General features: G+C 67.4%; 15 protein-coding genes. 14 read left to right on the top strand and 1 reads right to left on the bottom strand.

Annotated elements, in window-relative coordinates; all coding sequences use genetic code 11:
• Positions 1-57: 57 nt before the first annotated feature.
• The 6 genes from lepA (at position 58) to recO (ending at position 5,515) form a co-directional block, all read left to right on the top strand.
• Positions 58-1,848 carry a translation elongation factor 4 gene (gene lepA / locus AC06FE_RS02850; RefSeq protein ID WP_165931246.1) on the top strand — a complete coding sequence of 597 codons (1,791 nt, stop codon included), beginning with the start codon at positions 58-60 and terminating at the stop codon, positions 1,846-1,848.
• Between the two features lie 53 nt (positions 1,849-1,901).
• Positions 1,902-2,705 carry a signal peptidase I gene (lepB, locus tag AC06FE_RS02845; protein WP_478072185.1) on the top strand — a complete coding sequence of 268 codons (804 nt, stop codon included), beginning with the start codon at positions 1,902-1,904 and terminating at the stop codon, positions 2,703-2,705.
• A 29-nt stretch (positions 2,706-2,734) separates the two neighbouring features.
• Entirely contained in the window at positions 2,735-3,115 is a 381-nt protein-coding gene (locus AC06FE_RS02840; protein ID WP_192288538.1) for a DUF4845 domain-containing protein, read from the top strand.
• A complete protein-coding gene (gene rnc / locus AC06FE_RS02835; RefSeq protein WP_192288539.1) occupies positions 3,105-3,782 on the top strand; it encodes a ribonuclease III in 678 nt (225 codons plus the stop codon). The genes AC06FE_RS02840 and rnc overlap by 11 nt, the downstream gene beginning before the upstream one ends.
• Positions 3,779-4,678: a GTPase Era gene (era, locus tag AC06FE_RS02830; RefSeq protein WP_132865185.1), complete on the top strand. Its 900-nt coding sequence runs from the start codon at positions 3,779-3,781 to the stop codon at positions 4,676-4,678. The genes rnc and era overlap by 4 nt, the downstream gene beginning before the upstream one ends.
• A gap of 111 nt (positions 4,679-4,789) precedes the next feature.
• The gene (gene recO / locus AC06FE_RS02825; protein WP_478072184.1) at positions 4,790-5,515 is read left to right on the top strand and encodes a DNA repair protein RecO; all 726 of its coding nucleotides are present in this window, start codon (positions 4,790-4,792) and stop codon (positions 5,513-5,515) included.
• Positions 5,516-5,524: 9 nt separating this feature from the next.
• Here recO and AC06FE_RS02820 read toward each other — a convergent pair whose 3' ends face one another.
• On the bottom strand, positions 5,525-6,241 hold the full coding sequence (locus AC06FE_RS02820) for an Hpt domain-containing response regulator (RefSeq protein WP_132865183.1): 717 nt from the start codon (positions 6,239-6,241) through the stop codon (positions 5,525-5,527).
• Positions 6,242-6,365: 124 nt separating this feature from the next.
• Between AC06FE_RS02820 and rlmD the strand changes: the two genes are divergently transcribed.
• The 8 genes from rlmD (at position 6,366) to AC06FE_RS02780 (ending at position 13,269) form a co-directional block, all read left to right on the top strand.
• Positions 6,366-7,703, top strand: coding sequence for a 23S rRNA (uracil(1939)-C(5))-methyltransferase RlmD (gene rlmD, locus AC06FE_RS02815; protein ID WP_478072183.1), 1,338 nt, complete (start codon positions 6,366-6,368; stop codon positions 7,701-7,703).
• A gap of 3 nt (positions 7,704-7,706) precedes the next feature.
• Complete coding sequence (locus AC06FE_RS02810; RefSeq protein ID WP_478072182.1) at positions 7,707-8,192, top strand: CYTH domain-containing protein; 486 nt, start codon at positions 7,707-7,709, stop codon at positions 8,190-8,192.
• Between the two features lie 284 nt (positions 8,193-8,476).
• Positions 8,477-9,166, top strand: a complete 690-nt coding sequence (locus AC06FE_RS02805; RefSeq protein ID WP_446540240.1) for a DsbA family oxidoreductase — start codon at positions 8,477-8,479, stop codon at positions 9,164-9,166.
• A 66-nt stretch (positions 9,167-9,232) separates the two neighbouring features.
• Positions 9,233-10,240, top strand: coding sequence for a beta-N-acetylhexosaminidase (gene nagZ / locus AC06FE_RS02800; protein WP_132865179.1), 1,008 nt, complete (start codon positions 9,233-9,235; stop codon positions 10,238-10,240).
• A complete protein-coding gene (locus tag AC06FE_RS02795; protein ID WP_132865178.1) occupies positions 10,240-10,791 on the top strand; it encodes a hypoxanthine-guanine phosphoribosyltransferase in 552 nt (183 codons plus the stop codon). The genes nagZ and AC06FE_RS02795 overlap by 1 nt, the downstream gene beginning before the upstream one ends.
• A gap of 118 nt (positions 10,792-10,909) precedes the next feature.
• The gene (locus tag AC06FE_RS02790) at positions 10,910-11,656 is read left to right on the top strand and encodes an S-methyl-5'-thioinosine phosphorylase (protein ID WP_478072181.1); all 747 of its coding nucleotides are present in this window, start codon (positions 10,910-10,912) and stop codon (positions 11,654-11,656) included.
• A gap of 90 nt (positions 11,657-11,746) precedes the next feature.
• On the top strand, positions 11,747-11,953 hold the full coding sequence (locus AC06FE_RS02785) for a cold-shock protein (RefSeq protein WP_005410590.1): 207 nt from the start codon (positions 11,747-11,749) through the stop codon (positions 11,951-11,953).
• An 80-nt stretch (positions 11,954-12,033) separates the two neighbouring features.
• On the top strand, positions 12,034-13,269 hold the full coding sequence (locus AC06FE_RS02780; protein ID WP_478072180.1) for an FAD-dependent oxidoreductase: 1,236 nt from the start codon (positions 12,034-12,036) through the stop codon (positions 13,267-13,269).
• Positions 13,270-13,276: the final 7 nt, after the last annotated feature.

Raw genomic sequence — 13,276 nt, 5'->3', positions numbered from 1 at the left:
AATGCCCCGTTATCCTGACGACGCCGCGCGCCGCCGCTACCTATGTCCCACGATTCAATGCGGATGATCCGCAACTTCTCCATCATCGCCCACGTCGACCACGGCAAGTCCACCCTGGCCGATCGCATCATCCAGTTGTGTGGCGGCCTGAGCGCGCGTGAAATGGAAGCGCAGGTGCTCGACAACAACCCGATCGAGCGCGAGCGTGGCATCACCATCAAGTCGCAGTCGGTGTCGGTGCCGTATACCGCCCGCAACGGCCAGACCTATTTCCTGAACTTCATCGACACCCCCGGGCACGTCGACTTCTCCTACGAGGTCAGCCGCTCGCTGGCCGCGTGCGAGGGCGCGCTGCTGGTGGTCGATGCCGCCCAGGGCGTGGAGGCGCAGTCGGTGGCCAACTGCTACACGGCCATCGAGCAGGGCCTGGAGGTGGTGCCGATCCTCAACAAGATCGACCTGCCGACCGCCGACATCGACCGTGCCAAGGCCGAGATCGAGGCCGTGATCGGCATCGACGCCTCCGACGCGGTGGCGGTCAGCGCCAAGACCGGCCTGAACATCGAGGAGGTGCTGGAAGCCATCGTGCACCGCATCCCGGCCCCGGCTGACCGTGGCAGCAACAAGCTGCAGGCGCTGATCATCGACTCCTGGTTCGACAACTACCTGGGCGTGGTCTCGCTGGTGCGCGTGATGCAGGGCGAGATCAAGGCCGGCGACAAGATCCAGGTCATGTCCACCGGCCGCTGGCACCAGGTCGACAAGGTCGGCGTGTTCACCCCCAAGCGCAAGGAAATGCCGTCCCTGCGCGCCGGCGAGGTGGGCTGGATCAACGCCAGCATCAAGGATGTCCACGGCGCACCGGTCGGCGATACGCTGACCCTGCTGGCCGACCCGGCGCCGGAACCGCTGCCGGGCTTCCAGGAAATGCAGCCGCGCGTGTTCGCCGGCCTGTTCCCGGTCGATGCCGAGGACTACCCGGACCTGCGCGAGGCGCTGGACAAGCTGCGCCTGAACGACGCCGCGCTGCGCTTCGAGCCGGAGAGCTCCGAGGCGATGGGCTTCGGCTTCCGCTGCGGCTTCCTGGGCATGCTGCACATGGAAATCGTGCAGGAGCGCCTGGAGCGCGAGTACAACCTCGACCTGATCAGCACCGCGCCGACGGTGATCTACGAGGTGCTCAAGAGCGACGGGACCATCGTGATGATGGACAACCCGGCCAAGCTGCCGCCGATCAACACGGTCGAGGAAATCCGCGAGCCGATCATCCGCGCCAACATCCTCACCCCCGAGGAGTACATCGGCAGCATCATCAAGCTGTGCGAGGAAAAGCGCGGCAACCAGATCAGCATCACCTACATGGGCAGCCAGGTGCAGATCAGCTACGAGCTGCCGATGGCCGAAGTGGTGCTGGACTTCTTCGACAAGCTCAAGTCGGTCAGCCGCGGCTATGCCTCGCTGGACTACCACTTCGTCCGTTTCGAGGCCGGCCCGTTCGTGCGCGTGGACGTGCTGATCAACGGCGACAAGGTCGACGCGTTGTCGCTGATCGCCCACCGCAGCCACGCCGATCGCCGTGGCCGCGAGCTGTGCGAGAAGATGAAGGACCTCATTCCCCGGCAGATGTTCGACGTGGCCATCCAGGCCGCGATCGGTGCGCAGATCATCGCCCGTACCACGGTCAAGGCCATGCGCAAGAACGTGTTGGCCAAGTGCTATGGTGGCGACGTTTCGCGCAAGAAGAAGCTGCTGGAGAAGCAGAAGGAAGGCAAGAAGCGCATGAAGCAGGTGGGCCGCGTGGAGATCCCGCAGGAAGCCTTCCTGGCCGTGCTGCAGATGGACAAGTAAGCAAGCCTCTGGGGCCGGTGCGATGCACCGGCCAACGCTGCAAAGGACCGTGAATGAAACTGTTTGAGATCCTCCTGGTCGTGCTGACCCTGGGCTCCGGCCTGATCCTGCTGGCCGACAAGCTGTTCCTGGCCAAGCGCCGGGCGGCCAAGGCCGGCCTGCTGGACGGCGACGAGCCGGCCGTCGTCGATTACTCCCGGGCGTTCTTCCCGGTGCTGGCGGTGGTGCTGGTCCTGCGCAGCTTCGTCGCCGAGCCGTACAAGATCCCGTCCAGCTCGATGATGCCGAACCTGCTGATCGGCGATTTCATCCTGGTCAACAAGTTCTCCTACGGCTTCCGCCTGCCGATCACCAACACCAAGATCATCCCGGTCGGCGAGCCCAAGCGCGGCGACGTGGTGGTGTTCAAGCCGCCGCACGCGCCGGACCAGAACTGGATCAAGCGCGTGGTCGGCCTGCCGGGCGACCGCATCGGCTTCCACGGCGACACCCTGTCCATCAATGGCCAGCCGCTGGGCTACCAGGAGAAGGGCGAGTACATCGGCAAGGGCCCGGGCGCGGAGATGACCGGCGCCAGCCTGTTGACCGAAGACCTGCCGGGGCGTACCCATACCGTGCTGGAACTGCTGGGCCGCGCCGATCCGCGCGGGCAGGGTGACTGGGTGGTGCCGGAAGGGCAGTACTTCGTGATGGGCGACAACCGCGACAACAGCGAAGACAGCCGTTTCTGGACGCAGACCCACTTCCTCCCGGAAGAGAACCTGCGCGGCAAGGCCTTCATGATCTGGCTCAACTGCTCGGGCTGGTTCTGCAAGGCGAGTTTTGAACCGTCCCGGATCGGGACGGGCATCCAATGATCCATCAACGCGTATCTGGGGAGATCGCTATGAAGCACAAGCAAGGTGGTATGACGCTGCTGTCGTTCGTGACGGTGCTGGCCGTGGTCGGCTTCGCGCTGTATATCGCGATGAAGCTGTTCCCGATGTACCAGGAGTACTACGGGATGAAGTCCTCGATGAAGTCGATGGCCGCTGAACTGAGTGCCGGTGGCGAGGTCGATCCGGGCAAGGCGACGGAGATGTTCTTCAAGCGCATGGACATGAACTATTCCGAGAGCATCAAGCGCGACAACATCAAGTTCGACCGCATCGACGGCGGTTGGCGGATGAACGTGAAGTACGAGGTCCGTCGCCCGCTGGTCGGCAACCTGGACATCGTTGGCAATTTTGAACATTCCCAGGATCTGACTTCAGGCAGTGGTAACTAAGACGTTCCAACGGAATGACCTGATCGGTCATCCATTCAAGGATCAGGACCTGCTCAAGCAGGCCCTGACCCACCGTAGTGCCGGCGCTCCGCACAACGAGCGCCTGGAGTTCCTCGGCGACAGCATCGTCAACCTGCTGATCGCCGAAGCGCTTTTCAGCCGTTGGCCCAAGGCCGACGAGGGCGCGTTGACTCGCGCCCGCGCCTCGCTGGTATGCGAGAGCGCGTTGGCGGTGATCGCGCGGACCCTGAACCTCGGCGAGCGCCTGACGCTGGGGCCGGGCGAGATGAAGTCCGGTGGCCACCGCCGTGACTCGATCCTGGCCGACACCGTCGAGGCGGTGGTCGCCGCGATCTACTTGGATGCCGGCTTCGAAGCCTGCCGCGCGCGCGTGCTGCCGTGGTTCGAGGCCTCGCTGGCCGCGGTGCCGGCCGGCAAGCCGGAGAAGGACCCCAAGACCCGCCTGCAGGAATGGCTGCAGGCCCGGCAGAAGCCCCTGCCGGTATACGAGCTGGTATCGGAGACCGGCGACGACCACGCCAAGCACTTCCATGTGCGCTGCAGCGTGGCTGACCCGGCCGTGACCACCGAAGGCGAAGGCACTTCGCGACGACTGGCCGAACAACAGGCGGCGGCTGCCGCGATCGAACAACTGGATCCCAAGTGAACGACACCACTTCCCATCGCTGTGGCAGCGTCGCGGTCATCGGCCGCCCGAATGTCGGCAAATCGACCCTGACCAATGCCCTGGTCGGCGCCAAGATCAGCATCGTTTCCAACCGCCCGCAGACCACGCGCCATCGCCTGCTGGGCATCGCCACCTTCCCGGAAGGCCAGCTGGTGCTGGTCGACACGCCCGGGTTGCACCGCCAGCAGAAGCGGGCGATGAACCGGGTGATGAACCGCGCCGCGCGCAGCTCGCTGGAAGGCGTGGACGCCGGCCTGCTGGTGATCGAGGCCGGGCGCTGGGACGAGGAGGACACGCTGGCCTTCAACGTGCTGCGTGACGCCGGCATCCCGGTGGTGCTGGTGGTCAACAAGGTGGACCGCCTGAAGGAGAAGGGCGCGCTGCTGCCGTTCCTGCAGGAAATCACCGTTGGCCGCGAGTTCGCCGCCGTGCACCCGATTTCCGCGCTCAAGCGCAACGGCCTGGAAGCGCTGGTGCGCGACCTGATCGGGCTGGTGCCGGAAGCGCCGCCGATGTTCGGCGAGGATGAAATCACCGACCGCAGCCAGCGCTTCCTGGCCGGCGAGCTGGTCCGTGAGCAGTTGATGCGCCAATTGGGCGAGGAACTGCCATATGCCACCACCGTGGAGATCGAGCGGTTCGCCGAGGACGGCGGGCTGTTGCGCATCGGCGCGGTGATCTGGGTCGAGCGCGAAGGCCAGAAGGCCATCGTGATCGGCAAGGGCGGTACCCGCCTGAAGGAGATCGGTGCCAAGGCCCGCCTGCAGATGGAGCGCCTGTTCGGAGCCAAGGTGTTCCTGGAAACCTGGGTGCGCGTGCGCGAAGGCTGGTCCGACGACGAAGCCGCCCTGAAGGCCTTCGGCTACGGCGAGTAAGCCGTGAGTGCGGGCGGGAGCGCTGGCCGTTCCCCGCCTGCCCGACCCGGCATGGCCGCACGCCCTCACAGGCCGGCCATCGCCCCCTGATTACTGTCCCGGTTCCCCCCGATGCGTATCGAAGACCAGCCGGCCTACGTACTGCATGCGCGCCCCTGGCGCGAGACCAGCCTGCTGGTCGAGGTGTTGAGCCTGGAGCATGGCCGTCTGGGCCTGCTGGCGCGCGGCGTGCAGGGGCCGAAGAAGCAGGCCATGCGGGCCGCCCTGCAGCCGCTGCAGTCGATCCGTTTCGATGCGGTGATGGGCGGTGAGCTGGCCCAGCTGCGCCGTGCCGAAAGTTGTGATGTGGCGCCGCGCCTGCATGGCCACGCCATGCTGGCCGGCTTCTATGTCAATGAACTGGTGATGCGGCTGGCGCCCCGCCAGGATCCGCTGCCGGAACTGCATGCCGCTTACGGCCAACTGCGCGCGCGGCTGGAACAGGACGGCCCCCTGGCCTGGTCGCTGCGGCGGTTCGAGCGGGACCTGCTGGAGGCGCTGGGGGTGGGGTTTGACTGGAGCAGCGCGGCCGACGGTGAGCCGATCGACCCGGCGGCCCGGTACCGGCTGGATCCGCAGGAGGGGCCATTGCGGCAGCTTAGCGAGCGCAGCAGCCAGGAGCGGCGCGCGCTGGCCACCGGTGCCGCATTGCTGGCCCTGGCCGAGGACCGTTGCCCCGGGGCCGCCGACCTGGCCAGCCTGCGCCCGCAGATGCGCGCGGTGCTGCTGCACCACCTGGGCGGGCGTGGGTTGAAGTCCTGGGAGATGCTGGGCGACCTGAGCCGCCCGGCGGAGTAGGGCCTGCGCTCAGCGGAGCAGCGTGCCGACGGCCAGCTCGAACTGCTGGCGTGCCGGTGCCGAGCCCGGATGGGCATGCAACTGGCGCACGGCCCGGGCCAGGCGCAGCGCGCCGACGAAGCCGCAGCTGGCCTTGAGCCGGTGCAATTGGCTGCGGGCCTCGTCCTCGTCCTGGTGCTCCAGGGCGCGGCGCACCGCATCGCGCGCGTTGGGCAGTTCGGACAGGAACAGCTCGCGCAGGGCGCGCAGGTGTGCCTGCTGCCCATTCAGCGCGCTCAACGCCACGGTCTCGTCCCAGTCCGGGACTTCCTGGTTGTCGTCCACTTCGTTGCTGTTGGCCGCGGACTTGGCCAGGGTGCGGCGGATCGCCTTGAGCAGCGTTTCGCGGCTCATCGGCTTGATCAGCGTTTCGCTGAAGCCCGCGCGTTGCAGGTTCTGCTGCATTTCGCTGCTGGCATCGGCGGTATGCGCCAGCGCCGTCACCTGCGGATCGCGGGCACGCAGGTGCTGCAGCAGGCTCGGGCCATCGCCGTCGGGCAGGTTCACGTCGATTAGCAGCAGGTCGTAATGCGCGGATTCGGCGCGACGCAGCGCGCTGGCGAACGAGTCGGCGATGTCCACCGTCGCTGGCAGCGATTCAAGGGCGAACTGGAAAAAACCTTGGCTGGTCATGTCGTCCTCGACCAGCAGCAGGTGCGGGATGGTTCCCTGTCGTTGCGTATTCATCTGCTGCCTCCATGCCAGCGTCCTTTTGCATATTAGCCGCAGGATCGTCAGGCGCAAGCGGCCGGGTTCCTCCCGGCCCGCTTCTGCGACAATACGCCCCCTTTTGCCCGCAGCCGTTCGCCACGTGGCCCGATCCAGATCCCGCATAGACAAGACCCCGTTCCAGACCGACATCCTCGACCTGAGCCACGACGGCCGCGGCGTTGCCCGCCGTGAAGGCGAGGGCGGCAAGGTGACCTTCATCAGCGGCGCGCTGCCGCAGGAAACGGTGATGGCCGAGCAGACCGGCAAGAGTCGCCATTTCGATGAGGCACGCACCGTCGAGGTGATCACCGCCTCGACGCACCGGGTCGCGCCGCGTTGCCCGCATTTCGGCGTCTGCGCCGGCTGCGTGCTGCAGCACCTTGACGAGCCGCAGCAGATCATCGCCAAGCAGCGCGTGCTGATGGACAACCTAGAGCGCATCGGTCACGTCACGCCGGGCACCGTGCTGCCGCCGTTGTCGGGCGAGGCCTGGGGCTACCGTCGCAAGGGGCGGTTCTCGGTGCGCCGCGTCGAGAAGAAGGACAAGACGCTGGTCGGTTTCCGCGAGCAGGACCCGCGCTTCGTCGCCGACCTGGGCCAGTGCCTGACCGTGATCCCGGAGATCGGCACCAAGGTGTCGGCGCTGTCTGCCTTCATCGAGACACTGGACGGCAAGCGCGACATCCCACAGATCGAGTTCATTGGTGGCGATGCCGCCATCGCACTGACCGTGCGCCACCTGCAGCCGTTGTCCGATGCCGACACGCAGGCATGGGCCGCATTCGGCCAGGAGCACGGCTTCGCGATCTATCTGCAGCCCGGTGGGTTGGAGTCGGTGCACCCGCTGTGGCCGGCCGAAGGCGTCCCGCTGTCGTTCGCGTTGCCGCAATGGGACGTGGAGCTGGCGTTCCGTCCGCTGGACTTCATCCAGGTCAATGCCAAGCTCAACCAGCAGATGATCGCGCATGCGCTGACCCTGCTCGACGCGCAGCCGGACGAGCGCGTGCTCGACCTGTTCTGCGGCCTGGGCAACTTCACCCTGCCGCTGGCACGCACCGTGCGCGAAGTGGTGGGCGTGGAGGGCGAGGCCGGGCTGGTGGCGCGTGCGCGTGAGAACGCGCAGCGCAATGGCCTGGACAACGCGCAGTTCTTCGCCGCCGACCTGACCCAGGACCAGCGCAACACGCCGTGGATGAAGCAGGGCTTCGACAAGCTGCTGCTGGACCCGCCGCGCTCGGGCGCGATCGACGTGCTGCAGCAGCTGCCGCTGAAACAATTCAAGCGCATCGTCTACGTCAGCTGCCATCCGGGCTCGCTGGCACGCGATGCCGGCTACCTGGTCAACGAGCAGGGCTTCACCCTGGTCAGTGCCGGCGCGATGGATATGTTCCCGCACACCGCGCACGTGGAGAGCATCGCCGTCTTCGAGAAGAGGTAAGCCATGGGCATCGAGATCGAGCGCAAGTTCCTGGTCACCAACGACGACTGGCGTGCCGCCGCGCATGCGGTCATCCCGATGGCGCAGGGCTACATCAACGACACCGCGGCGATGGACAGCGGTGCGCAGAAGGCTTCGGTGCGGGTGCGCATCCAGGGCGACGCGGCCTACCTGAACATCAAGTCGCGCGAGCTGGGCCACACCCGCCAGGAGTTCGACTACCCGATCCCGGTGGGTGACGCGCGCGATCTGCTGGCGCTGTGCGTGGGTGGGCTGATCGACAAGCGCCGCCACCTGGTCCACCACGGCGGCCTGCTGTGGGAAGTGGATGAATTCCTCGGCGACAACGCCGGGCTGGTGGTGGCCGAAGTGGAGCTGCAGAGCGCTGACCAGACGTTCGACAGGCCGGGCTGGGCGGGTGCCGAAGTGACCGACGAGCTGCGTTATTACAACCTGGCGTTGGCCTCGCACCCGTACAGCCGCTGGTAGGAGCGGCCTCGGCCGCGAAGCGGGAAGGGCTGAACGGCGGAACGGCAGACCCCTCCCCAACCCTCCCCTTGCCTGCGGCAAAGGGCGGGGGCCAGAGCGGGCTTCGCTGTGATCTGAGCGCGCTGCACGAACCGCCCCCTCCCTTTGCCGCAGGCAAGGGGAGGGTTGGGGAGGGGGGACGCTCGACCATCCCATCCACGGCACGATCCAATCCATCAGGTCGTAACGCCGACGGCGCAGACTTCGCTAGGCTGATCCATCCCCTTTGCGAAAGAAGAATCCCCATGCGCATCGACATCTGGTCCGACGTGGTCTGCCCCTGGTGCTGGATCGGCAAGCACCGTTTCGAACGCGGCCTGGCGCTGCTGGGCGACAAGGCCCCGGAGGTCGAGGTGCATTGGCATCCGTTCCTGCTGGCCCCGGATGCCGATGAAACCCCGGTACCGCTGCGCGAGGCCTATGCCGCCAAGTTCGGTGGCGTGGAGCGCACCAACCAGATGCTGGCCCAGACCCAGTCCACCGCCCAGGCCGAGGGCCTGCCAATGGACTTCGACCAGGGCCAGGTCAAGGTGACCACGCTGCCGGCGCACCGGCTGCTGTGGCTGGCCGGGCGTGAAGGCGTGCAGGCACCCGTGGGGGAGGCGCTGTTCCAGGCCCATTTCGCCCAGGGCCGCAACCTGGCCGACCCGCAGGTGCTGGCCGAGGCCGCGGCGGCGGGCGGTATCCCGGCCGAGCGTGTGCAGGCGTTGCTGGCCTCGGACGAGGGCATGAACGAGGTCCGTGCCGGGCTGGGCCAGGCGCAGGCGCTGGGCATCCAGTCGGTGCCGACCTTCGTCATCAACGGCCGCTATGCCGTCCAGGGCGCGCAGCCGCCGGAAGTGTTCGCCGAGGTACTGGCCAAGGTCGCCGCCGAGCTGGCGCCGGCCCCGGCGCAGGATGAACAGGCCTGCGGTCCGGACGGCTGCAGCATCTGACGGCGCTGGCGCCATCTGCGACAATGCACGGCTTCGCCGCCGCCTGCGGCGACCAGGAGTCTTTGCATGCTTTTGATCGGCGTCGCCGGAACCGAACTGACCGCCCAGGAACGTGACTGGCTGCAGCACGATGCCGTGGCCGGGGTGGTGCTGTTCAAGCGCAATTTCGCCTCGCGTGCGCAGGTGGTCGAGCTGACCTCGGCGATCCGTGCCGCCACCGCGCGCCCGTTGCTGGTGGCGGTGGACCAGGAAGGCGGACGGGTGCAGCGTTTCCGCGAGGGCTACGCCGATCTGCCGCCGCTGGACGGCTTCGGCAAGTTGTTCGCCACCGACCCGGAAGCGGCGCTGGCCCTGGCCGAGCAGCACGCCTGGCTGATGGCCAGCGAGATCCGCGCCAGCGGGCTGGACCTGAGCTTCGCGCCGGTGGTCGATGTCGGCCACGGCAACCTGGCCATCGGCAACCGCGCCTTCAGCGAGGACCCGCAGGCCGTGGCCGCGCTGACCGCGGCCTACGTGCGCGGCATGCACTCGGTCGGCATGGCCGCCACGCTCAAGCATTTCCCCGGGCACGGCACGGTGCGCGAGGACACCCACGTCGATACCGCCGTGGACCCGCGCCCGCTGCAGGCAATGGAAACGCATGATCTGGTACCGTTCCGCGCAGGCATCGCCGCGGGCGCCGATGCGGTGATGATGGCCCATGTCATCTACCCGCAGGTCGCGCCCGAGCCGGCCGGCTATTCGCCGCGCTGGATCAACCAGATCCTGCGCCAGGACATGGGCTTCCGCGGCGTGGTGTTCTCCGACGACATCGGCATGGCGGCTTCGTTCGCCGCCGGTGGCGTCAAGGCCCGGGTCGATGCCCACCTGGATGCCGGTTGCGACGTGGTGCTGGTCTGCCACCCGGAACTGGTCGAAGAATCGCTGCAGGCCGTGGCCGGCCGCAGCTTGAATACCGCCGCGCTGCTCGGCCTGATCGGCCGTGGCGCGATGGGTTGGGGCGGCCTGCTCGCCGATACCCGCCATGGCGATACCCGTAACCGTTTGCTTGAAAACCTTGGAAGAACTGTCTGATGTCCAAACTCACTCTTGAACAAGCGGTGGCCCAGGCCGACCTGCTGGTCGACCGTCCCACCATCGACAAGGCCATCGCCGGTATCGCCGACGCCATCGCGCGCGATTACAAGGGCGAGGTCCCGGTGTTCCTGTCGATCATGAATGGCGCGCTGCCGTTCGCCGGCCAGCTCGCGCTGGAACTGGGCGCACGTGGCCAGGACGCGCAGTTCGATTACATGCAGGCCTCGCGCTACCACGGCGAGACCGGCGGCGAGCTGGTCTGGAAGCACCGCCCGGTGTCGGCGCTGTTCGGCCGTCGCGTGATCCTGGTCGACGACATCCTGGACGAGGGCTTCACCCTGCAGGGCGTGCGTGACTGGTGCATGGAGCAGGGGGCTACCGACGTGCGCATCGCGGTGCTGACGGTCAAGCAGCACGACCGCTGCCTGGCGGGCGTCAAGGCCGACTACGCCGGTGTGAACCTGCCGGATCGTTTCGTGTTCGGCTTCGGCATGGACGTGGACGAGTCGCTGCGTTCGCTGCCGGCCATCTACGCGATGAAGCAGTAACAAACACGAAGCCGCACCCGGACCGGACGGGTCCGGGTGCGTGCTGTCCAAACGTGGGGCCGGTCGTGCGCAGGCGCGGCCCGGCCCCATTGCGTACCCGTACCTTCAGGAAACAAACATGGAACCCATCGCCCTGGCCGTGATCGGCGGCACCGGTGTCTACAAGCTCGCCGCCCTGGACGATGTCCAGGCCCATGAGGTGGAAACCCGCTACGGCGCTCCGTCCGGCCCGATCCGGGTCGGCCTGCTCAACGGCCAGCGCGTGGCCTTCCTGGCCCGCCACGGCGAGGGCCATTCGATCCCGCCGCACAAGATCAACTACCGCGCCAACCTGGCCGCGCTGCAGCAGCTGGGCGTGACCCGGGTGCTGGCACTGAACACCGTCGGTGGCATCACCGAGCAGTTCGGCCCGCGCGTGCTGGCCTGCCCGGACCAGTTGATCGACTACACCTGGGGCCGTATCTCCACGCTCAGCGAGGAGGAAGGCAGCGAGGTGCTGCACGTGGACTTCGGCCATCCGTACACGCCGTCTTTCCGTGCCAAGGTGCTGGCTGCCGCGCAGGCCAGGGGCGTGGTGGTGCAGGACGGTGGCTGCTACGGCGCCACCCAGGGGCCGCGCCTGGAAACCAACGCGGAAATCGCGCGGATGCGCCGTGATGGCTGTGACCTGGTGGGCATGACCGGCATGCCGGAGGCGGGCCTGGCGCGTGAACTGGGGCTGGAATACGCCTGCCTGGCGATCATCGCCAACTGGGCCGCCGGCTGCGGCGACGCCGGGGAGATCACCATGGCCGAGGTGCTGGCCAACGTGGACGCCGCCTCGGCGGGTTTGCCGACTTTGGTCGGAGAACTGGCCCGGGGGTGATTGTCTTCCCGGCCCAAGCTTTGCATACTCCGTCCGTGCGCTTCATTCAGCGTGCATCAATCCATTCATCGAACAAGGTCTCGCATCACCATGCCGAACGGTACCGTCAAGTGGTTCAACGACGCCAAGGGATTTGGCTTCATCTCACCGGAGGACGGCAGCGCCGATGTCTTCGCGCACTTCTCCGCGATCAATTCCAAGGGCTTCCGCAGCCTGCAGGAAGGCCAGCGCGTCACGTATGACGTGACCCAGGGCCCGAAGGGTGCCCAGGCTTCCAATATCACGCCGGCCGAGTAATCCACTCGGTTGTGCCGAAAAAACCCCGCTGAGGCGGGGTTTTTTTTTAGTGGCCGTGGCCGGGCCAGGGAGAACTGGGAATGCGCAAGTCGTTGGATATCGCCATTGTCGGTTACGGCACGGCCGGCCAGTCGCTGGCGGTGCTGCTGAGCCGGGATGGGCACCGGGTGCAGGTGTTCGAGCAGGTGCCGCGGCCGGGGCCGGTGGGCGCGGGCTTCCTGCTGCAGCCGACCGGCCTGCAGGTGCTGTGGCAGATGCAACTGCTGCCGCAGGTGTTCGCGCATGGGGCAGTGGTGCGCCGCCTGTATGGCGAGACGCCGTGCGGGCGGGCGGTGATGGACATGACCTACGCCGGGCTGGACCGGCGACTGTACGGCGTGGGCATGCAGCGCGGCGCCCTGTTCGCGCTGCTGGACCAGGCCTGGGATGCATCCGCGGCGCTGCACGTGGACAGCCGCATCACCGCCATCGATGACAGTACCCGGCGCGTGCAGGACCAGCACGGCCACTGGCATGGCCCGTTCGACCTGGTGATCGCCACCGACGGTTCGGCGTCGGGCCTGCGTGCGCAGGTGCAGGGTACGCGGCTGGACCGCGTCTATCCGTGGGGCGCCCTGTGGTGCCTGTTGCCGGCCGATGACTGGGCATTCGCCGACGAACTGCGGCAGCGCTACGTGGCCGCGCGCAAGATGATCGGGCTGCTGCCGGTGGGGACCCGCCCGGGTGACGACACGCCGCGCCTGAGCTTCTTCTGGAGCCTGCCGCGTGATGGCTTTGCGGCCTGGGAGGAGGCCGGGCTGGCGCCGTGGCTGGAAGAAATCGCGCAACTGTGGCCCGAAGCACGCGCGCGTCTGCACGGTGTCACCGTGCAGTCCCAGCTGGCGCGGGCCAGCTACCGCGACGCGGTGATGGACCGCTGGTACCGGGGGCGGCTGGTGCTGGCCGGCGACGCGGCCCATTCGATGAGCCCGCAGCTGGGCCAGGGCGTGAACATGGCGTTGCTGGATGCGCTGGCGCTGCGCGACGTGCTGCGCGCCGAGGACGATGTCGATGTGGCGCTGGCCCGCTACCAGGCGCAGCGCAAGGCGCATGTGGGCATGTACCAGTTCTGGAGCCGCTGGCTGACGCCGGTGTTCCAGTCCGACCGCGACTGGGTGGCGCGCGCACGCGACCTGTTGTTCAAGCCGATGGGGCGCATGCCGGGCGGCCGGGGACACATGCTGCGCGTGCTCAGCGGCACCCAGCACGGCCTGTTTGGCAGGTTGCCGCTGGAGGAGGCCTTCATCGCCGCGCTGCAGGAACACCACGGCCGTTAGCACGCCC

Source organism: Stenotrophomonas sp. Steno-C18 (assembly GCF_056393195.1).
The sequence above is the reverse complement of the archived record's forward strand: the minus strand, read 5'-3'. Positions and strand labels throughout refer to the sequence as shown.